We start from the raw sequence: 19995 nt of genomic DNA on the forward strand, positions 1-19995 counted from the left end.
GCCCGCGCCCGGTCGGGTCGCTCCGACGGGAGCGCTGGCTAGGCTGGGCGGATGGCCTCGTCCCCCGCGCCCCGCGCCCCCCGGAAGCCCGTCACCCGCCGCCACCACGGTCACGAGTTCGTCGACGACTACGAGTGGCTGCGCGCCAAGGAGGACCCGGAGGTCATCGCCCACCTCGAGGCCGAGAACGCCCACACCGAGGCCGAGACGGCGCACCTCGCCGCCCTGCGCGAGACGATCTTCGAGGAGATCAAGGGCCGCGTGCAGGAGACCGACCTCGGCGTGCCCGTGCGGGAGGGCGAGTGGTGGTACTACTCGCGCACCGCCGAGGGGGCCCAGTACGGCATCCACTGCCGGGTGCCCGTCGCCGACGCCGACGACTGGACCCCGCCGACGATCAGCCCCGACTCCGCCCCGGCGGGCGAGCAGGTGCTGCTCGACGGCAACGTCGAGGCCGACGGCCACGACTTCTTCTTGCTCGGCAGCTTCGACGTCTCGGCCGACGGCAGCCTGCTCGCCTGGGCGATCGACACCACCGGCGACGAGCGCTACGAGCTGCGCGTCCGCGACCTGACGACGGGCGTCGACCTGCCCGACCGGGTCGCCGACACCGCCCCCGGCGCCGTCTTCGACGCCACCGGACGGTTCGTCTTCTACCCGACGGTCGACGAGTCGTGGCGCCCCGACACCATCTGGCGCCACGAGGTCGGCGGGGCGGGCGACGACGTCACCGTCTTCACCGAGCCCGACGACCGCTACTGGATCGGCGTGGGCCTCACGCGGAGCCGCCAGTACCTCGTCGTCGACGTGGGGTCGAAGATCACCAGCGAGACCTGGCTGCTCGACTCGGCCGACCCGACCGGGGAGTTCCGCGTGGTGTGGCCGCGGCGCGAGGGCGTCGAGTACGACGTCGAGCACGCCGTCGTCGCCGGCAGCGACCGCCTGCTCGTCGTGCACAACGACGGCGCCGAGAACTTCGAGCTCGTCGACGTGCCCGCCGACGACCCGACCTCGGCCACCGACCGCCGCGTCGTCGTCGCCCACCGCGACGACGTGCGTCTCGAGTCCGTCGACGCCTTCGCCGGCCACCTCGTCGTCGAGCACCGCCGCGAGGCGCTGCCCCGGCTCTCCGTGCTGCCGCTCGGCCCCGACGGCTACGGCGACCTCGTCGAGGTCGAGTTCGACGAGCCCCTCTTCGCGGCGGGCGCGGGCGGCAACCCCGAGTTCGCGCAGCCCACCGTGCGCTTCGGCTACGCCTCGTTCGTCACGCCGTCGACGGTCTATGACCTCGACGTGCGCACGGGCGAGCGCCGGCTGCTGAAGCGCCAGGTCGTGCTCGGCGGGTACGACCCCGCCGACTACGAGCAGGCCCGCGAGTGGGCGACGGCGGCCGACGGCACGCGCGTGCCGATCTCGCTCGTCTGGCGGCGCGACGCCGTGACGCCCGGCGAGCCCGCGCCGCTGCACCTCTACGGCTACGGCTCGTACGAGCACAGCATCGACCCCGGCTTCAGCGTCGCGCGCCTCTCGCTGCTCGACCGCGGCGTCGTGTTCGCGGTCGCCCACGTGCGGGGCGGCGGCGAGATGGGCCGCGCCTGGTACGAGCAGGGCAAGACCCTGACGAAGACGAACACGTTCACCGACTTCGTCGACGTCGCCCGCCACCTCGTCGCCGAGGGGCGCACCACGCCCGAGCAGCTCGTCGCCGAGGGCGGCAGCGCCGGCGGCCTGCTCATGGGCGCGGTCGCCAACATCGCGCCCGAGCTGTTCGCCGGCATCGTCGCGGCCGTGCCGTTCGTCGACGCCCTGACGAGCATCCTCGACCCCGACCTGCCGCTGACCGTCATCGAGTGGGACGAGTGGGGCGACCCCCTGCACGACGCCGAGGTCTACGAGTACATGCGCGGCTACTCGCCCTACGAGAACGTGCGGGAGGGCGTGCGCTACCCGCGCATCCTCGCGGTCACGTCGCTCAACGACACCCGCGTGCTCTACGTCGAGCCCGCCAAGTGGACGGCCCGGCTGCGCGACGTGGGCGCACCGGTGCTGCTCAAGACGGAGATGTCGGCCGGCCACGGCGGCGTCAGCGGCCGGTACGAGTCGTGGCGCGAGCGGGCCTTCGAGCTCGCCTGGCTGCTCGACGTGCTCGGGCGGGCCTGAGGCGCGGAGGAGACGGAGGCGCGGGGGCTCGGTCGTGGGCGAGGGCACGGGCGACGGCCGGCTGACGGCCGGGCAGCAGGCTGACGCGCCCGCCCCGGCGGCGGGCGCCGTCGACCACGTCGCCCTCTGGCGGGGCATCAACGTCGGCACGGCGAAGCGGGTCGGCATGGCCGACCTGCGGGCCGTCGCTGCGGGCCTCGGCCTCGTGGCCCCGGCCACCGTGCTCGCCAGCGGGAACCTCGTCGCCGGCGTGCCGACCGACCGGGCCGGCGACGTCGCCGCCGAGCTCCGGGCCGCCGTCGCGGCGGCCACCGGGGTCGACGCGGCCGTGCTCGTGCTCACGGGCGACGCCTTCCGCGCCCTCGCCGCCGCGAACCCGCTCCGGCGCGACGACCGCCCGCCCGCGCGGGTCTCGGTGGCGGTCGCGGAGGTGCCCGGCGCGCTCGCCGGCACCGCGCCTCCCGCCGTCGACCTCGGCGACGAGGAGATGGTCGTCGCTCCGGACGCCGTCTACCAGTGGCTGCCCGCCGGGGTGACGGGGTCGCCCGTGCCTGCCGCGTGGTGGCGGGGGCTGCCCACGACGGTCACGGCCCGGAACGACGCGACGGTGCAGAAGATCGTCGCCCTGCTCGACGCCCGGGCTGCGTCGAGGGGCTGAGCGGGCCTGCCGCAGGACCGTCGCCGGGTCAGTCGCCGAGCCCGAGGGCGAGCTTGGAGCGGTGCGCCGAGGGCCGGGCCCCGGCGGCGCGCAGCCGCGGCGCGAGCGCGTCGAGCAGGGCGTCGCCCTCGGGGCCGTCGACGCCTCGGCCGAGCTCGGCCTCCCACTCGCGCCAGGCGCGGACCCGCCCGTCGGCCGCGCGCGTCGCGCTCACCACGTCGTCGGCGACCTCGACCAGCTCGCGCCCGTCGTGGTCGAGCAGGTGGTGGGCCGCACGTCGGGTCTCGAGCAGGAGGACGGGCTGCAGCGGGGGCGCCCCGCCGCAGCCGCCCCCGGTCCCGAGCAGCGCCGCGACCCGGTCGAGCAGCTCGGCGGGCACCGGCTCGTCGTCCGCGCCCAGCGGGTGGTGCACCTCGCGTCGCCCGCGGCCGGCGACCTCCGGCGGAAGCTTGAGGTGCCAGCCCGCGTCGTGCCCCCCGGTGCGACGTCGGAGCGTCACCCGGGCCCCGAGGAGGCGGTGGTCGGGCGTGTCGTGGTAGGTCGCCGAGAGCGAGGCGGCCGGGTCGAGCACGACGCGCGCGACCTCGAGGGCGCGACCCGCGCCTCCCCCGGCCCCGACACCGACGAGGTCGGGCACCACGGCCCCGTCGTCGACGTCGTACTTGCGCTCGATCTCGATCTGCTCCGTGCCGGTCATCACCCCGTTGTAGTCGATCGGCCGGGCCCGCGCCGACGCGGAGCGGGCCCGCGCCGACGCGGAACGGGCCCGCGCCGACGCCGAGCGGGCCGCCGCCCCGCCGCTCGGCGTACTGTCGGGGTCATGAGCGATGTCGCCCCGAGTCTGGCTGGTTGGATGGCGCGACAGCGCTGGTACGCGACGAAGGGGCGCACGCCCGCGATCCGGGTGATCGGGTCGTTCGAGGCCGACCTCGACGGCGTGCTCGCGATCACGCTCCTCGTCATCGACGAGGCCCCCGACGTGCCCGTGCTCTACCAGGTGCCCGTCGTGGCCCGGCGCAGCCCCCTCCCCGGCGGCGACGCGGCCTTCATCGGCTCGGCCGACGACCTCTACCTCTACGACGCCCCCCACGACCCGGCGTACGCGCGGCACCTCTTCGAGCTGCTGTCGTCGACGAGCCACGTCGACGGCTCGGACGTCGCGGTCGACGGCACGCTCCACGTCGCCGCCGGCACCGTCACCCGCTCGCGCGTGCTCTCGGGCGAGCAGTCGAACACGTCGATCATCTACGACGTCGCCGGCGGCCCCGTCGAGCACGCCATCGCCAAGGTGTTCCGCGTGCTGCACCACGGCGACAACCCCGACGTGACGACGCAGGCGGCGCTCACCGAGGGCGGCAGCACCCGGGTGCCGACGACCTTCGGCTCGCTGCACGCCACCTGGCCCGACCCGGGCCGCGACGGCGGCGTCGCGAGCGGCCACCTCGCCTTCTCGCAGGAGTTCCTGGCCGGCTCGGAGGACGCCTGGCGCGTCGCCCTCGACGCGGCCTCCGCCGGGCGCGGCTTCACGACCGAGGCCCACGACCTCGGCGTCGCCGTGGCCGAGGTCCACGCCACGCTGGCCCGCCAGCTCGGCACCGTCGAGGCCGACCAGGACGCCGTCGACGGCGCCCTCGTCAGCATGCGGCGCCGCATCACGACGGCCGCCCGCGAGGTGCCCGAGATCGCGCCGCACGCCGACGCCATCCTGCGGGTCTACGACGCGGCCGGTGCGCTCACGTGGCCGCGACTCCAGCGCATCCACGGCGACCTGCACCTCGGCCAGGCGCTCCAGTCGCCGACGCGCGGCTGGACGCTGCTCGACTTCGAGGGCGAGCCCCTGCGGCCGATGCCCGAGCGCTCGCGCCCGGACCTCGCCCTGCGCGACGTCGCCGGCATGCTGCGGTCGTTCGACTACGTCGCGGGGTCGCTCGCGCAGCAGACGCCGCCCGTCGACGTCGGCACCTGGGCGCACGACGCCCGGGCCGCGTTCGTCGACGGCTACGTCGCCTCGTCGGGGGTCGACGTGCGGGCCCAGCGGGCGCTGCTCGACGCGTTCGAGATCGACAAGGCCGTCTACGAGGCGATCTACGAGAGCCGCAACCGGCCCGACTGGATCGGCATCCCGATCGCCGCGGTCGAGCGCCTCGTCGCGCGCTCCGCCCCCGCCGCCGGCCAGTAGGCCGCCGGAGGCCGCGCACGACCTCGCTCGGCCGCGCTCGGCCACCCGAGTGGTCACGATTCGCTGCTCCCGTCACCGGGAGGAGCAGATCGTGACCACTCGGCACGCACCGCGGGAGGCGCGGGTCAGGGGCGCGGGACGTTGCGGAGGTTCGAGCGCGCCATCTTGACGACCTCGCCCGCGCCTCCGTTCATGACGATCTTCGACATCGCCAGCGAGAAGCCCTTCACCTGCGAGCCCGTGATCGCCGGCGGCAGCGAGAGCGCCTGCGGGTCGGTGGCGATGTCGATCAGCGCCGGGCCGTCGTGCTCGAAGACCGCCTCGAAGCCGTCACGGAGGTCGCCCGGCTGGTCGACGTGCACGGCGTGGACGCCGATCGACCGGGCCACGGCCGCGTAGTCGACGTAGGGCACGTCCACGCCGAAGTCGGGGTAGCCGTCGACGAGCATCTCGAGCTTGACGAGGCCGAGCGTCGAGTTGTTGAACACGACGATCTTCACCGGCAGCTCGTACATCTTCGCCGTGATCAGCTCGCCCATGAGCATCGAGAGCCCGCCGTCGCCCGACATCGACACGACCTGGCGGCCCGGGTGGGCGAACTGCGCGCCGAGCGCGTGCGGCAGGGCGTTCGCCATCGAGCCGTGCAGGTACGAGCCGAAGATGCGGCGGCCGGCCGTCGGGGTGACGTAGCGCGCCGCCCAGACGTTCGACATGCCCGTGTCGGCGGTGAAGATCGCGTCGTCGGCCGCGACCTCGTCGAGGATCGACGCCGCGTACTCGGGGTGGATCGGCACGAGGGCCTCGGCCTTCTTCGTGTACGCCCCGACGACGCCGTTCATCAGCTTGTCGTGCTTCTTCAGCGTCTTGTCGAGGAACCTGCGGCTCTTCTTGTCGCGCACGAGCGGGGCGAGCGCCCGCAGGGTCGGGAGCACGGCCCCGTGCACCGGCACGTGGACCGTCGCGCGCCGCCCGATCACGGCGGCCTCGACGTCGACCTGCGCGATGCGCACCTGGTCGCCGTCGGGGAGGAACTGGGGGTACGGGAAGTCCGTGCCGAGCAGCACGAGCAGGTCGGCGTCGTGGATGCCCGCGTGCGCGGCGCCGTAGCCGAGCAGGCCGGTCATGCCGACGTCGTAGGGGTTGTCGTGCTGGATGACGTCCTTGCCCCGCAGGCTGTGCCCGATCGGCGCGCCGACGCGCCCGGCGAGCTCGATGATCTCGTCGTGCGCGCCGCGGCCGCCCTCCCCCACGAAGAACGCCACGGTGCCGGCCTCGTTGATCGCGTCGGCGAGGGCCTGGACGTCCTCCTGCGCGGGCACCAGCTCGGGCGCGCGGGTCGTGAGGTGCGGCGGCGTCGCGCCCTCGGCGTCGAGCTCGGCGACGTCGCCCGGCAGCGTGACGACGCTGACGCCGTGCCCGGCGAGCGTGTGGCGGATCGCCGCGGCGACCACCGACGGCGACTGCACCGACGTCGAGACCATCTCGCTGTAGCCCGAGCACTCGACGAACAGCCGGTCGGGGTGCGTCTCCTGGAAGTAGTCCGAGCCGATCATGGCGCTCGGGATGTGGCTGGCGATCGCGAGCACCTTCGCGCGGCTGCGGTGCGCGTCGTAGAGGCCGTTGATGAGGTGCAGGTTGCCGGGGCCGCACGAGCCCGCGCAGACGGCGAGCTCGCCGCTCATCTGGGCGTCGCCCGACGCCATGAACGCCGCCGCCTCCTCGTTGCGGACGTGGATCCAGTCGATGCCGCCCGCCTCCGACCCGCCCGTGCGGCGCACCGCGTCGACGATCGGGTTGAGGCTGTCGCCGACGATGCCGTAGATGCGGCGGACCCCCGCCTGGACGAGCTGCGCGATGATCTGGTCGGCGACCGTGTCTGCCATGGGTGTCTCCTTCGTCGAGGTCGTGGGGCGATCGACGGCGGGCCCGCGGGGGCGCTCGTCGCGACCTGCTCCCAGCCAACTCCCCCGCGCCTCCCCGGCTCCTGGGCTTAGCCTTGGACGATGACCGACACCGCCACCTCCTACGTGCCCGACGCGGGCACCATCACCATGTTCAGCACCTCGTGGTGCGGCTACTGCGCGCGCCTCAAGCAGCAGCTCGGCAAGCAGGGCATCGGCTTCACCGAGGTCAACATCGAGGAGGTGCCGGGCACCGCCGAGATCGTCGAGAGCGTCAACGGCGGCAACCAGACGGTGCCGACCGTCATCTTCCCCGACGGCTCCACCGCCACGAACCCCTCGCTCGCCGACGTGCAGGCCAAGCTCGGCCTCTAGCGGGCCGAGCGCGTCGCGCCCGCGCGGGCGGGCGCCGAGACGACACGACGCCCCGTGCCTCCCGAGGGAGGCGCGGGGCGTCGTCGCGTGCGGGTCGCGTCAGCCCTGCGGCGCGGCCGCGAAGAACTCGATCTGGTTGCCGTCCGGGTCCTTGACCATCAGCGTGGTGCCGAACTCCGGGTCCTCCAGGTGGGAGTCGATGCCGACCGAGCGGGCGTGCTCCTGCCAGGCGACGACGCCGTCGCGGTCGGCGACGGCGAGGCCGATGTGGTCGAGCCCCGGCACGGTCGGGTCGAACGGGACGGCCTTGCCCTCGGTGTAGGCGGTGACACCGAGGATCTGCCCGCCGCCGACGGAGAACAGCCGTCGGTCGAGGCCGTCGAGCTCGATGCGGCCGACCGGCGGGGCGCCGAGCAGCGACTCGTAGAACGCGAGGCTGCGGTCGAGGTCGGACACGGTGATGGCGACGTGGGCGTAGCCCTGGACTTCCGGCACGGGGTGCTCCTTCATTCGGGGTGGTCACCCCACCGAACGCGCCGCCGCTGGGAGCCGCACGGGCACCGGGCCCGCAGGAGGCCAGCGGCGCGCCGGGCGGACGGCCCGGCGCGCTGCGCGGCTAGCCGCCGAGCGCCTCGGTGAGCAGCGCGACGAGGGCGCTGTGCTGGATGTCGGCGGAGTCCACGACCTCGCTGTCGTCGCCGTCGAGTGCACGGGCGGCGAGACCGGCCTTGCTGTCGATGAGCTCGGCGATCTTCGTGTCGATCGTCTGGGCCGCGATGACGCGCCACGCGGTGACGGGCTCCTCCTGGCCGATGCGGTGCACGCGGTCGATCGCCTGCGTCTGCTCGGCGTCCGTCCACGAGAGCTCGGCGAGCACGACGTTGGAGGCGACCTGCAGGTTGAGGCCGACGCCCGCCGCGGTGAGCGAGCAGACGACGATCTCGACCTCGGGGTCGTCGACGAACGCGTCGATCTGGCGCTGGCGCACCGCCGGGGTCTGGTCGCCGCGGATCGAGGCGTACTTGATGCCCCGCTTCGCGAACGTCTGCTCGGCGGTGTCCATCACGTCGATGTGCTTCGCGAAGAAGACGACCTTGCCGACGTTGCGGGCCAGCTGCGCGGTGTAGTCGGCAGCGAGGCCGGCCTTCGCCTGGCCGATGCGGCGCACCATGCTGAAGACGTTCTCGCCGCTGCTCGAGCTGCTGGCGTCCTCCAGCTCCCACTTCGCCACCTGGCGCACGAGGTCGTGGTCGATGCCCTCGACCCGGACGCCGGAGGTGCGGGCCGCGAGGGCGGAGCGGTAGCGGCTGACGAGACGGCGGGCCAGCTCCCGCTCGGCCTCGCGGATCGACCGACCGGCCTCGTCGTCGAGCTCGACCGGCAGGTCGGCGACGCGACGGGCGGGGATGTCGGCGGCCACGTCGACCTTGCGGCGACGGACGATGCCGAGGTCGATGACGATCTCGCGGGCGGACGGGAAGAAGCCCGGGTCTGCGGGGGTGAGCCCCGCCTCCTCCAGCTGCTCCATGAGCTCGGCGGCCGGCTTCTTGTCGCCGATCCAGCCGAGGAACTGCCAGATCGCCCGGAAGTCCTCGATGTCGTTGATCAGCGGCGTGCCGGTCAGGGCCATCAGGAGGGGGTGCGCGGTGCGGGCGCGGATGCGCTCGGAGAGCTGCAGCACGTGCCGCGACCGCTGCGACTCCTTGTTCTTGATGAAGTGGGCCTCGTCGACGATCATGCCCTTGAAGCCGAGGTCGCCGAGCCAGCCGACGTGGCGGTCGAGCACCTCGTAGTTGACGATGACGACGTCGGCGAACGCGTCGAGGGTGTCGCCGTCGCCGTGGATGACCGTCGCGCTGCGCGTCGGGGTCCAGAGCTGGACCTCGCGGGCCCAGTTGGTCTTGACGACGTTCGGCACGACGACGAGCAGGGGGTAGGCCCCGGCGGCCTGCGCGGCGAGGAGCGACTGGGCCGTCTTGCCGAGGCCCGGCTCGTCGGCGAGCAGGTAGGTGCGGTGGCCCTGACGGGCGGACTCGACGAGCTGCGCCTGGTGGTGCATCAGCGTCGCGCCGGCCGGGGCGTCGACCGTGCTGGGCTCGGGCAGCGGCATGCACGCCGAACCGCCGCCGGCGCCGTACTCGAACGCCTTGAACAGGGGCCCGAAGAGCTCCCAGTTGGCGAGGCGCACGGGGTGCACCTCGCGCGAGACCTCGGCGAGCGAGAAGTCGGGGGGCAGGAACGGGTTCGCCAGCTGACGGGAGACGACCGACTGCGGCACGACCTGGCGCTCGGAGACGGGGGCGACGGGAGCGGCCTCGCGCACGACGACCTGCTCCTCCGGGGCGAGCTCCATGCCCGCGGAGAGCTGCATGTCGCGCTTGAGCGCCTTGGCGCTCTCGGAGACGACGGCGTCCTCGCCGAGGAGCGCGATCAGCGACGTGTCGCGAGCAGCCGTCTTCGCGAGGATCTGCGCGACGCCGTCGAGGCGCTTCATCTGCTCGGCGCGCTCGCCGTCGGTGATCGCCTTGTCGACCTTCACCCGGGCGCGCTCCTCGCGCATCAGCAGGGCGATGACCTGGAACTTCGTGCGGCTGGAGGGCTTGACCTGCCCCCGCTGGGCCGCGGCCTCGACCTCGCGCACGGCGCGGGCGAGCACGGGGATCAGCCCGTCGTTGTCGACCTCGCGGCGACGGTGCGGACGCTGGGCGGTGCGGGTGCCGCCGGATCGGTTCTGGCCTGGTCGAGCCAAGGCTCCTCCTCGTGGTCGACGGTCACGTCGACGGTGCTGTGTCGTCGATGCGACGACGGGTGCTGCACCGGCGGACCCGCGGTGTGCGGGGGCCGGGACCGCGCACCGCGGCGATCGGGGCTGATCGCGGTCGATCTGGTGCGGCACGGGCGTACGACTGGGACGTGCGGGAGCGGACGGCCCGGAGGCCAGGCCCTCGCCCGGGGCACCGTCGCGCGAGGCGGGCCTCGAGGGCCGACGCGACGCTCAGATCTGCGCCTGTCGATCGGTCGGGGCACCGTGTCGGAGCCGACACGGACGGTGCTGCGCGCCACTTTACGCGGTCGACGGGCCCGGGCGCCACCTGCCCCGGGGCGTGTCCGCCGGTCAGACGGCGGCGACGGGCCGCGGCCAGAGCGTGCCCGAGGCGGCGCCGAGCAGCTGCACGGCCTTGCGGCGGCCGCTGTCGGTGCCGAGCGTCGCCTGCCCGCCCGCGTGCGCGAGCAGCTGCGACGCGACGGCGGGGGCGAGGCGGTCGGCGATCGCGGGCGCCTCGGCGACCCAGGTGCGGCTCACCTCGTCGGCGAGGCGCTCGCACGCGCGCGCCTCGGCCTCGTCGCCGTTGCCGCGGTGCCACTGGCCGGTGACGACGAGGTGGGCGACGAGCGCGCCCGCGTCGCGCGCCGGGTGCCCCTGCCCGGCGGTGTCGATGTCGAGCAGGCCCGTGACGCGCCACGGCTCGGCCGGGTGCACGAAGAGCTGCTCGAGGTGCAGGTCACCGTGGATCACGCGGCGGGGATCGCCGGCCCAGGAGGCGCGGCGCCGGTCGATCTCGTCGTAGAGGCCGTCGATCTCGGCGGCGCGCTCGGGGAGGGCGCTGCGGAGCGTCGCGCGGTGCCACGCGCCGTGGTCGAGGGCGTCGGACTGCGCGCTCGACGTCACGTCGACCCGGGCGGTGCGGACGCCGAGCTCGACCACCTGCGCGACGAACCGCGGGTCGTCGGCCAGCTCGAGGACCTTCTGCCCGGCCGGCACGCCCGGCACGCGCTCGAGCACGAGGAGGCCGTCGGCCCGGGAGGCGAGCACCCGGGGCACCGGCAGCCCCTGTGCCCGGAAGGCGCCGTGCAGCGCGACGATCGGCGCGACCCGGTCGGGGCGGATCACCTTGAGGAAGAGAGTGGTCTCGGCGCTGTCGAGGCGGATGACGGCGCGCTTGCCGGGCCGGTACGCGGCGACGGCGAGCGTCGGCGCGGTGACCTCGATGCCGAGGGCGGCGAGCGACTCCTCGACGCGGTCGGGGTAGGTCACCCCGGCGAGCGCCGGCAGCAGCGGATCGGCCGGGTAGGCCCACACGGCGAGGGGCTGGCCCGTGCCGGGGTCGGTGGTCAGCACGCTCGACGCGTCGGCGCCCGTGACGTCGGTGTCGATGAAGGTCAGGACGGTCGCGGTGACGCCCGCCGCGTCGACGGTGTCGACCTCGTAGCCGTAGAGGAACCCGTGGCCCGACGGCTCGACCGAGTGGGGGCGGAAGGCCACGACGGTGACCCCGGAGCCCTCGAAGGCCGCGGGGAGCACCTCAGCGGAGTTCGGCCACACGCGTCCATCAAAGCGCGTCGGAGGCGCGGTGGGCGCCAGGCGGGCCCGTCACGTCGCCACGGTGACCTGATCGTGATGTGCCGGGGCCTGGCTACGCTGGCCGCATGGAGATCGTCTCGCGGGTGCGCCAGACGAAGCGCACTCCCCTGCTGCAGGTGGTGAAGACCAGCGTCGCCGTCGTCGTGGCCTGGTTCGCCTCGATCGCGCTGGTGCAGCAGCCCCTGCCGATCTTCGCGGCCATCGCGGCCCTGCTCGTCGTGCTGCCGAGCGTCAACCAGTCGTTCGTGCGCGGGCTGGAGCGCAGCGTCGGCGTGATCGCCGGTGTCGTGATCGCCTACGGCGCGGGCCAGCTGCTCGGTGACGGCAGCGGCGTGGTGCTCGGCATCGTCGTGGTCAGCCTGCTCGTCTCGTGGGCGCTCCGCCTGACCCCGAGCTCGGCGAACCAGGTGCCCATCTCGGCGATGCTCGTGCTCGCCATCGGGGCGCAGACCCCGGACTACGCGCTCGACCGCATCGTCGAGACGATCATCGGGGCCGTCGTCGCGCTCGCCGTCAACGCGCTGATCGTGCCGCCGGTGCTGCTCGCGCCGGCGCACCTGGCCGTGGGCCGCCTGGCGCGCGGCCTCGCCGGCGTGCTCGACGACCTCGCCGGCGTGCTCGAGGCGCCGACCGCGCCCGACGGCGTGTCGGCGGTGCTCGCCCGGGCGCGCGACCTGCGCGACCTCCAGGCGCGGGCCGTCGCGGCCGTCGCCGCGGGCGAGGAGAGCCTCATGCTCAACCCGCGGGCCAGCCGGCAGCGCACGGTGCTGCAGGCCGACGCCGCCCTGCTCGTGCGGCTCACCGTGCTCGTCAACCGCGTCGTGGGCATGACCCGGTCGGTGCGCGACAACTACGAGCCCGAGCTGGCCGACGACCCGGTGGTCGAGGAGATCTCGGTCGAGCTGCGACGCGCCGCGCACGACGTGCGGCTGCTCGCCCGCGACGTCGAGGGCGCTCGGGGGGCCCCGGTGGCGGGCACGGCTCCCGCCGCACCCGGGGGCCCCGACGACGCGCCCGCCCTCACCGCCCCGGTGCAGGTGCTGCGCCCCGACCCCGTGCACTGGGTGCTCGTGGGCTCCCTGCTCGAGGACATCCGCCGGGTGCGCGAGGAGATCATGGGTGCCTGACACCGGCAGTGGGCCCTCCTCGTACGCGCCCTTCGGTCTCGTCGACGACCCCGCGGCGCTCGGGCTCGCCCGGCTGGTCGTCCCCACCCCCGACGGCGAGGTGCTCGTGCACCACCGGCGAGCAGACCCCGCCGACCCGGCCGACCCGGCAGACCCGGCCGCCCCGGCCTCCCCGGCAGACCCGGTGACGATCCTGCTGCACGGCGCGGCGGGCTCGTGGACGACCTGGACCCCGTACCTCCGCGCCGCCGCCGAGGCCGGCCGCCCCGTCACGGCCCCCGTGCTCGTCGACCTGCCGGGCTGGGGCGGGTCGCCCGCGCCGACGCCCGCCCTCGACGTCGACGCCGCCGCCCGGGTCGTCCTCGCGGTGGCCGACGCCGTCGGAGCCGAGCGGTTCGAGCTCGTCGGGCACTCCCTCGGCGCGCTCGTCGCCCTGCACGTCGCGGCGACGAGCCCGGGCCGCGTCACGCGCCTCGGGCTCGTCTCGCCGACGACCTTCTCGGCGCTCGAGGCCGCCGCCCGCCCGTGGAGCGGGGTGCGGCGGCTGCCGGCCCTGGTGCTGCTGCGGGGCGTGTTCACGGTGCTGCCCCGCGCCTCCTCGGTGCTCCTCCGGGCCGCGGCCCGCATCGGGTTGCTCACGGCGCTGGCGTCGCCGGTGTTCCGGCACGCGCGACGGGTGCCGCGGTCGGTGCGGGAGGCGTTCGTCGCCGAGGTGCGGCCGGTCGCCTTCGTCGTCGCCACGCGGTCCGCCCCGGGGTACGACACGGGCGCCTGGTCGGCCTACCGCGGCCCGGCCTCGGCCGTGGCGGGCGCCGAGGACGCGTTCGCGGAGCTCGACGACCTCGTGCGCCTGCGGGCGGTGCTGCCGCAGTGCCGCACGACGCTGCTGCCCGAGTGCGGGCACTTCGCGCACGTCGAGTGGCCCGCCGCGACGGTCGACGCGCTCGCCTGACCGCGGGGCGGACCGGACGGCGCCCGCCCCGGTGCCCCGGTCAGCCCGCGTCGCGGGCCGCGGCGTCGGGCCCGTGCTCGACCTCGGCGACCACCATGTCGATGCACTCGGGGTCGCCGAGCGGTCGGAAGTGGCCGTCGACGGGGAAGGTCACGTTCGTCGCCCCGGGCAGGACGCTGCCCTCCGTCACGTGCGCGTCGAAGCCGGACGCCATCGAGGTGATGCGCGAGTTGGCCTCGAGCTGGTCGGCCAGCCGCAGCAGGTCGGCGTCGCGGGGCGAGAACGCCTTGAGCGTCCGGTTCGGCAGGTACAGCGACCAGCGCGTGCCCGAGAACGGGCTGTTGACCGTGACCATGCGCGCGAGGCGGCCGTCGCGGTCGGTCGACACCATCATCGTCTTGCCGATCAGGCCGCCCTTGCTGTGCGCGAGCACGAGCACGTCGCGCAGGTCGTGCGCGTCGACGATGCGCTGGGCGACGGTCGCCGTGGCGGCGATGGGCCGCCGGTTGTGGCCCATGCCCGGCACGACGACGATCGGGTGCCCGAGCTCGTGGAGGCGCTCGGCGATCGGGCGGAGGAACCGCCAGGTCTCGTAGACGCCCGGCAGGAGCAGCACGGGGGCGCGGTCGCCGCGGCGCCAGTCGGCCGGGACGCGTCGGGCGGACCGGGGCACGAGGTGCACGCGCACGACGTAGGGGTAGTCGAACAGCAGCGTGCGGGCGAAGCGCCAGAGGCCGACCCGACGGTGCCCCTCGCCGCGGGTGGGAGTGGAGCTCATGGGGTCGACGGTAGGCGCAGGGAGTCGCCCCCGCCCGGCGCGCCGCCCCCTAGGCCACGCGAGAGGTCAGGCCCTGGTCGCCCGCCGCCCCGGAGGCCCCGACCAGCGGCCAGCCCTCGGGCCAGGCCACGCACTCCACCGCCTCGATCGAGACGCGGAGCGCGTGCTCCCACTTGGTGCAGATGCCGGCCCACGGCGGCGGGAAGGCGAGGGCGTCGTGCAGGAGCGACAGGGCGGCCTCGCCCCAGCCGGCCCGAGCCGCCGCGTTGGCCGCGTCGGGCAGGGCGCCGACGACGTAGCGGACGACGAGCACGCGGTGCTCCCACGTCATCTCGTCGATGGCGTCGAACGCGCCCCACGCGCTGTCGATCTCGCGTCGCAGGCGTGTGATCTCGTCGGAGTCGAACCCCGGTGTGCCGCTGATCATGCTGAGCCCCCCTCAGAGCAGATCGTCCGCCCCTCCGGAGCGGCCGAGCGACGTCACGGTCGCTCCCCGGAACATACCACCCGGACGGTACCCACCGGTATCCTGACGCGCCCCCGCGCACGCCCGGTCTGTCCCCCGCTGCCTGGACCCGCCCCGAGGGCGACGGTCTACCGTGCACGACGCACCCACCGGTGCGACGACTCCGCACTGACCCACGACGAACGGGAGAACCATGTTCCAGGGATCCGACACTCTCCGCGAGAACCTCCAGAAGGTCCTCGTCGACCTCATCGAGCTGCACATCCAGGGCAAGCAGGCCCACTGGAACCTCCTCGGCTCGAACTTCCGCGACCTGCACCTGCAGCTCGACGAGATCGTCGACGCGGCCCGCGAGTTCTCCGACGAGGTCGCCGAGCGCATGCGCGCCGTCTACCTCATCCCGGACGGCCGGTCGAACGTGGTCTCCGGCGGCACGAGCCTCCCGCAGTTCCCGGAGGGGCCGGTCGAGACGACCGCCGTCGTGGACCTGATCGTCGACCGCATGTACGCCGCGACCGACACCATCCGCACCGTGCACGACGACATCGACGACGAGGACCCGACGACGGCCGACGTGCTGCACGGGATCCTCGAGCGCCTCGAGCAGCTGGCCTGGATGACCGGCGCCGAGAACCGCCACCCCCAGCGCGACGCCGCCGACGCCGGCACCCGTCAGCGCGACGAGGAGGCGGCCGAGGAGGGCCTCGACCGCGTCGGCGCCATCGCCAACTAGCACCGCCTCCGCCCGTGGCACCACGGGCGCACACCGACTGGGCACCGCCCCGGAGATCCCCTGCGCGACCTCCGGTGCGGTGCCCTCGCCACGACCAGGAGACGACCTTGACCGACACCACCACCCCCGACGGCGACGTCACCGCAGCCGCGCCCGTCACCGAGGCGTTCGACCACGTCGTCGTCGGCGGGGGCATGACCGCCGACGCCGCCGCGACGGCGATCCACGAGGCCGACCCCGAGGCGACCGTCCTCGTCGTCAGCGACGACGTCGACGAGCCCTACACCCGCCCCGCGCTGTCGAAGAAGCTCTGGATCGACCCCGACTACACCGAGGCCGACAACGACCTGGGCACCCGCGAGGCGTCGGGGGCCGAGATCCGCCTCCGCACCTCGGTGACCGCCGTCGACCGCGAGCGCCGCACCGTGACGACCAGCGACGGGCGGACGGTGTCGTGGGGGCGACTCCTCCTGGCCACGGGCGGCTCGCCGACGCGTCTGGACCTGCCCGACGACGACCGCGTGGTCCACTTCCGCACGGCCGCCGACTACCGCCGCCTGCGGGCGCTCTCCGGCGACGGTCGCCGGGTCGTCGTCGTCGGCGGCAGCTACATCGGCACCGAGCTCGCCTCGGCGCTCGTGCAGAACGACACGCGCGTGACCCTCGTCACGCCGGACGACGTGCTCGGCGGCTCGGTGTTCCCCGCCGCCGTCGCCGCGCGCTTCCAGGCCGCCTTCGAGGAGGCGGGCGTCACCCTGGTGACGGGGCGTCGCGTCGAGGGCGGCACGGTCTCCGAGGCCGGGCTCGCGGTCAGGCTCGACGACGGCTCGACGCTCGACGCGGACGCCGTCGCGGTGGGCCTCGGCATCACGCCGTCGACGGAGCTGGCCGAGGCCGCCGGCCTGGAGGTCGAGGACGGCGTCGTCGTCGACGGCTCGCTGCGCACCTCCGACCCGGACGTCTTCGCCGCCGGCGACGTCGCCTCCTACCCCGACCGCATCCTGGGCCGCCGCCGCGTCGAGCACGTCGACAACGCCAAGGAGCAGGGCGCGCTCGTCGGCCGCGTCATGGCGGGCTCAGCCGAGGAGTACGACCACACGCCGTACTACTACTCGAAGGTCCTCGACATCTCGTACGAGGCCGTCGGCACGCTCGACGCGTCGCTCGAGACCGTCGTCGACGACAAGGGCGACGGGTCGACCGTCGTGTACTACCTCACGGAGGGCGCAGTGGCCGGCGTGCTGCTCTGGAACGTCGAGGACGCCCGCGACGCCGCCCGGGCCGTGCTCGCCGAGGGCACGGCCGTCGACCGTGACGGGCTCGTGGGCCGGATCTGAGCCGGAGCGGCCTCAGCCGCGCGGGCCGAAGAGGAACGGCGCCCGCCCGGCCCGGTCGAGGTCGAGGGCGAACACCCCGCCGCTCAGGGGGTGCTCGGCGAGCTGCGCCTCGTCGAGCCCCTCGCGGGCGGAGAGCACGAAGAGGGTCCGCAGGTCGGCGCCGCCGAAGCCGATGCCCGTGAGCAGCGGCACGGGGAACTCGACGCGCTCGAGCACCTCCCCGTCGCGGTCGAGGTGGACGACGACGCTCTCGCCGTGCACGGCGCCCCAGAACTCGCCCCGCTCGTCACGGGCGAGCCCGTCGTGCGAGCCGCCCGTCGAGAACGGCTGCAGCTCGCCGAGGGCGCCGTCGGCGCCCCACGAGGCGCGGTAGATGGTCTCGCGGTCGGTGTCGGTGAGGAAGATCTCGGAGCCGTCGTCGTTCCACTCGAAGCCGTTCGTGGTCGTGAAGTCGTCGCGCAGCGTCGTGACGACGCCGTCGGGGCCGACGCGCCAGAGGCCCGCCACGGGCTCGCCGTCCGGGTCCATGGCGCCGACCACGAAGGCGCCGAAGGGGTCGCACTTGCCCTCGTTGAGCCGCATGCCGTCCTTGGCGAGGTCGATCGTCGCGAGCACCTGGAGGGAGCCGCCGTCGTCGTCGGTGAGGACGACCTGGTCCTCGAGGGCCGCGACGAGCCCGCCGCCGCGTCGCCGCTGGAAGCTCGGGAGGGGCGGGTCGACCGGCAGGGAGCGGTCTCGGAGGCCGTCGGCGGAGGTGCGGTGCAGCAGCCCGGGGGTGATGTCGGTCCAGACGAGCTCCTGCGCGTCGACGTCCCACACGGGGCTCTCGCCGAGCGTCGCCCGGGCGTCGAGGAAGAGTCGGGGGCGAGGCGTGGCGCTGTCGGTCATCCCTCCCGTGTACGCGCCCGACCTGGTCACCCGCTCCTCCCCAGGGGTACGCGCGGGCCCCCAGCACACAGCCTCCTGCGAGCGCCGAGCGCGCGGAGGCGCGGGAGAGCACCGTAGGAGGGGTGACCGACACCCTCGAGAGCGTCCACGAGACGACCGACTCCTTCCGCGACGAGCCCGACGCCTGGCAGGCGCCCGACCCCCGGGAGGACGGCTACGTCGCCCTGCGCTCCTACGGCGCGATCGGCGACGGCCGCACCGTCGCCCTCGTCGCCCGCGACGGGCAGATCGACTGGCTGCCGATGCCGTCCCTCTTCACCGACCCCGTCTTCAGCGGCATCGTCGACTCCCGCACCGGCGGCCGCGTCGAGCTGCGCCCGGTCGACGACGACTTCACCGTGCAGCGGGCCTACGTGCCCGGCACCAACGTGCTGCGCACGCGCTTCCGCACCTCCACCGGCATCGTCGAGGTGACCGACGCCCTGATCACGGGCGTGGCCGGCCGCCTGCCCTGGAGCGAGCTGGCCCGTCGCGTCGACGGCCTGCGGGGCCGTGTCGAGATGCGCTGGGCCGTCGTGCCGGGCAACTCGTTCGGCACGCACCCGATCCGCCGCGTCGACACCCCGCACGGGCCGGTGCTGCGCGCCGCCGACATCAACCTCGCCCTGGTCGGCTTCGAGCACGGCCGCACCGACCCGACCGAGCCCGGCCACGGCGACGAGGCCGACGGCCCGCTCGAGTTCCGCGGGTCGTTCACCACCTCGCCCGGCTCGCGCTCGCTGCTCTGCCTCTGCGGCGTCGACGACGAGCCCCTGCACCTGCCTGACCCGCGGGTGGTCGACCAGGGCATCGACCGCACGATCGAGAACTGGGAGGCCTGGTCGACCGAGTTCAGCTGGGACGGCCCGTGGGCGAAGGCCGTGCACCGCAGCGCCCTCGCGCTCAAGCTGCTGACCTTCAGCCCGACCGGCGCCATCGCCGCCGCGGCGACGACGGCCCTGCCCGAGAACTTCACCGGCGACAAGAACTGGGACTACCGCTTCGCGTGGGTGCGCGACCTCGCCTACACGGTCAACGCGCTGCTGCGGTTCGGCCTCCGCGAGGAGACCCACGGCGCCGTGTCGTGGATGCTCAAGGCGCTCAAGGCGAACGGTCGCGAGATGCACATCTTCCTGCGCCTCGACGGCTCGGTGCCCGACGGCACCCACGAGACCGGCTCCGAGGGCTGGCGCGGCATCGGCCCCGTCTACAAGGGCAACCCGGCCGGCGAGCAGCTGCAGCTCGGCGTCTTCGCCGACATCCTGGCCGTGATGAGCCAGTACGCGGAGGGCGGCAACATCCTCGACGAGTCGACCGCCGACCTGCTGGCCGGCTTCGCCGACGACGCGTGCCGTCGCTGGCAGGAGAAGGACAGCGGCATGTGGGAGCTGCCGGAGGAGCAGCACTACGTGAGCAGCAAGATGGGCTGCTGGCAGGCCATCACCGCGGCCCTCGAGCTCGCGGAGCAGGGGCAGATGCACCCCGACCCCGACGACCTCGAGCACTGGAAGGCGAACCGCGACCTCATCGTCGAGTGGATCGACGAGCACGGCTGGTCGGAGGAGCGCGGCGCGTACCTGATGTACCCGGGCAGCGACGCGATCGACGCCTCGGTGCTGCTGCACGCGCCCAGCGGCTTCGACCGCGGCGAGCGCATGTCGCGCACCATCGACGCCCTGCGCGACGAGCTCGGCGCCGGCCCGCTGCTCTTCCGCTACAGCGACGTCGCGGAGGAGGAGGGCACGTTCGTGGCCTGCGCCTTCTGGCTCGCGGGCGCCCTCGCCTGCGTCGGCCGCGTCGACGAGGCCGTCGAGCTCATGGACCAGCTCGTCGAGCAGTCGAACGACCTCGGGCTCTTCACCGAGATGATCAGCGCCGACGACGGGCAGTTCCTCGGCAACATGCCGCAGGGCCTCAGCCACCTCGCCCTGGTCAACGCCGCCATCACCATCGACGAGATGCGCCGTGCGCGCGGCGAGGACGTCGACGACGCCTCCGACGACCGGGCCGACGAGGCCAGCCGCGAGCAGTAGCGGCAC

Annotated in this window: 17 protein-coding genes; 9 read left to right on the forward strand and 8 right to left on the reverse strand. The window is 74.4% G+C overall.

The features are described from left to right. Positions 1 to 51: 51 nt before the first annotated feature. Together JOE43_RS13020 and JOE43_RS13025 are read left to right on the forward strand one after the other, a co-directional pair. On the forward strand, positions 52 to 2160 hold the full coding sequence (locus JOE43_RS13020) for a S9 family peptidase (RefSeq protein ID WP_209518251.1): 2109 nt from the start codon (positions 52 to 54) through the stop codon (positions 2158 to 2160). 34 nt (positions 2161 to 2194) lie between these two features. After that, positions 2195 to 2818, forward strand: coding sequence for a DUF1697 domain-containing protein (locus JOE43_RS13025; protein ID WP_209518253.1), 624 nt, complete (start codon positions 2195 to 2197; stop codon positions 2816 to 2818). Between the two features lie 28 nt (positions 2819 to 2846). Here the strand turns inward: JOE43_RS13025 and JOE43_RS13030 are convergent, their stop codons facing one another. Next, on the reverse strand, positions 2847 to 3515 hold the full coding sequence (locus JOE43_RS13030) for a CYTH domain-containing protein (protein WP_209518255.1): 669 nt from the start codon (positions 3513 to 3515) through the stop codon (positions 2847 to 2849). Positions 3516 to 3638: 123 nt separating this feature from the next. Here JOE43_RS13030 and JOE43_RS13035 point away from each other — a divergent pair, with 123 nt between their 5' ends. Continuing rightward, positions 3639 to 4997: a phosphotransferase gene (locus JOE43_RS13035; protein ID WP_209518258.1), complete on the forward strand. Its 1359-nt coding sequence runs from the start codon at positions 3639 to 3641 to the stop codon at positions 4995 to 4997. A 125-nt stretch (positions 4998 to 5122) separates the two neighbouring features. Here the strand turns inward: JOE43_RS13035 and JOE43_RS13040 are convergent, their stop codons facing one another. Further along, entirely contained in the window at positions 5123 to 6880 is a 1758-nt protein-coding gene (locus JOE43_RS13040; RefSeq protein ID WP_209518260.1) for a pyruvate dehydrogenase, read from the reverse strand. Positions 6881 to 7000: 120 nt separating this feature from the next. Here JOE43_RS13040 and JOE43_RS13045 point away from each other — a divergent pair, with 120 nt between their 5' ends. Further along, a complete protein-coding gene (locus JOE43_RS13045) occupies positions 7001 to 7273 on the forward strand; it encodes a mycoredoxin (RefSeq protein WP_056056304.1) in 273 nt (90 codons plus the stop codon). 99 nt (positions 7274 to 7372) lie between these two features. Here JOE43_RS13045 and JOE43_RS13050 read toward each other — a convergent pair whose 3' ends face one another. From JOE43_RS13050 to JOE43_RS13060, 3 genes are all read right to left on the reverse strand, one after another. Further along, positions 7373 to 7768, reverse strand: coding sequence for a VOC family protein (locus JOE43_RS13050; protein WP_056056306.1), 396 nt, complete (start codon positions 7766 to 7768; stop codon positions 7373 to 7375). 121 nt (positions 7769 to 7889) lie between these two features. Then, a complete protein-coding gene (locus JOE43_RS13055) occupies positions 7890 to 10022 on the reverse strand; it encodes a DEAD/DEAH box helicase (RefSeq protein WP_209518262.1) in 2133 nt (710 codons plus the stop codon). A gap of 366 nt (positions 10023 to 10388) precedes the next feature. Further along, positions 10389 to 11597: a phosphotransferase enzyme family protein gene (locus JOE43_RS13060; RefSeq protein ID WP_209518264.1), complete on the reverse strand. Its 1209-nt coding sequence runs from the start codon at positions 11595 to 11597 to the stop codon at positions 10389 to 10391. A gap of 104 nt (positions 11598 to 11701) precedes the next feature. Between JOE43_RS13060 and JOE43_RS13065 the strand changes: the two genes are divergently transcribed. Together JOE43_RS13065 and JOE43_RS13070 are read left to right on the forward strand one after the other, a co-directional pair. Continuing rightward, a complete protein-coding gene (locus tag JOE43_RS13065; RefSeq protein WP_209518266.1) occupies positions 11702 to 12763 on the forward strand; it encodes an FUSC family protein in 1062 nt (353 codons plus the stop codon). Continuing rightward, the gene (locus tag JOE43_RS13070) at positions 12756 to 13715 is read left to right on the forward strand and encodes an alpha/beta fold hydrolase (RefSeq protein ID WP_209518269.1); all 960 of its coding nucleotides are present in this window, start codon (positions 12756 to 12758) and stop codon (positions 13713 to 13715) included. The genes JOE43_RS13065 and JOE43_RS13070 overlap by 8 nt, the downstream gene beginning before the upstream one ends. A 40-nt stretch (positions 13716 to 13755) precedes the next feature. Here the strand turns inward: JOE43_RS13070 and JOE43_RS13075 are convergent, their stop codons facing one another. Next, entirely contained in the window at positions 13756 to 14493 is a 738-nt protein-coding gene (locus JOE43_RS13075; protein ID WP_209518271.1) for a triacylglycerol lipase, read from the reverse strand. A 49-nt stretch (positions 14494 to 14542) separates the two neighbouring features. Further along, complete coding sequence (locus tag JOE43_RS13080; protein WP_209518273.1) at positions 14543 to 14920, reverse strand: hypothetical protein; 378 nt, start codon at positions 14918 to 14920, stop codon at positions 14543 to 14545. Between the two features lie 232 nt (positions 14921 to 15152). Here JOE43_RS13080 and JOE43_RS13085 point away from each other — a divergent pair, with 232 nt between their 5' ends. Continuing rightward, the gene (locus JOE43_RS13085) at positions 15153 to 15692 is read left to right on the forward strand and encodes a Dps family protein (RefSeq protein WP_082514502.1); all 540 of its coding nucleotides are present in this window, start codon (positions 15153 to 15155) and stop codon (positions 15690 to 15692) included. Between the two features lie 107 nt (positions 15693 to 15799). Then, the gene (locus JOE43_RS13090) at positions 15800 to 17029 is read left to right on the forward strand and encodes an NAD(P)/FAD-dependent oxidoreductase (RefSeq protein WP_245187154.1); all 1230 of its coding nucleotides are present in this window, start codon (positions 15800 to 15802) and stop codon (positions 17027 to 17029) included. Positions 17030 to 17041: 12 nt separating this feature from the next. Here JOE43_RS13090 and JOE43_RS13095 read toward each other — a convergent pair whose 3' ends face one another. Further along, positions 17042 to 17917, reverse strand: a complete 876-nt coding sequence (locus tag JOE43_RS13095) for an SMP-30/gluconolactonase/LRE family protein (protein ID WP_209518275.1) — start codon at positions 17915 to 17917, stop codon at positions 17042 to 17044. Positions 17918 to 18039: 122 nt separating this feature from the next. Here JOE43_RS13095 and JOE43_RS13100 point away from each other — a divergent pair, with 122 nt between their 5' ends. Next, complete coding sequence (locus tag JOE43_RS13100; protein WP_209518276.1) at positions 18040 to 19989, forward strand: glycoside hydrolase family 15 protein; 1950 nt, start codon at positions 18040 to 18042, stop codon at positions 19987 to 19989. Positions 19990 to 19995: the final 6 nt, after the last annotated feature.

This window comes from Frigoribacterium sp. PvP121, assembly GCF_017833115.1.
GTDB lineage: Bacteria > Actinomycetota > Actinomycetes > Actinomycetales > Microbacteriaceae > Frigoribacterium > Frigoribacterium endophyticum.

What these genes read in the sequence shown, in the direction of transcription:
- JOE43_RS13020 (WP_209518251.1), top strand. Translation starts at nt 52, where the DNA reads ATGGCCTCGTCCCCCGCGCCCCGCGCCCCCCGGAAGCCCGTCACCCGC.
- JOE43_RS13030 (WP_209518255.1), bottom strand. Translation starts at nt 3,515, where the DNA reads ATGACCGGCACGGAGCAGATCGAGATCGAGCGCAAGTACGACGTCGAC.
- JOE43_RS13035 (WP_209518258.1), top strand. Translation starts at nt 3,639, where the DNA reads ATGAGCGATGTCGCCCCGAGTCTGGCTGGTTGGATGGCGCGACAGCGC.
- JOE43_RS13040 (WP_209518260.1), bottom strand. Translation starts at nt 6,880, where the DNA reads ATGGCAGACACGGTCGCCGACCAGATCATCGCGCAGCTCGTCCAGGCG.
- JOE43_RS13045 (WP_056056304.1), top strand. Translation starts at nt 7,001, where the DNA reads ATGACCGACACCGCCACCTCCTACGTGCCCGACGCGGGCACCATCACC.
- JOE43_RS13065 (WP_209518266.1), top strand. Translation starts at nt 11,702, where the DNA reads ATGGAGATCGTCTCGCGGGTGCGCCAGACGAAGCGCACTCCCCTGCTG.
- JOE43_RS13075 (WP_209518271.1), bottom strand. Translation starts at nt 14,493, where the DNA reads ATGAGCTCCACTCCCACCCGCGGCGAGGGGCACCGTCGGGTCGGCCTC.
- JOE43_RS13080 (WP_209518273.1), bottom strand. Translation starts at nt 14,920, where the DNA reads ATGATCAGCGGCACACCGGGGTTCGACTCCGACGAGATCACACGCCTG.
- JOE43_RS13085 (WP_082514502.1), top strand. Translation starts at nt 15,153, where the DNA reads ATGTTCCAGGGATCCGACACTCTCCGCGAGAACCTCCAGAAGGTCCTC.
- JOE43_RS13095 (WP_209518275.1), bottom strand. Translation starts at nt 17,917, where the DNA reads ATGACCGACAGCGCCACGCCTCGCCCCCGACTCTTCCTCGACGCCCGG.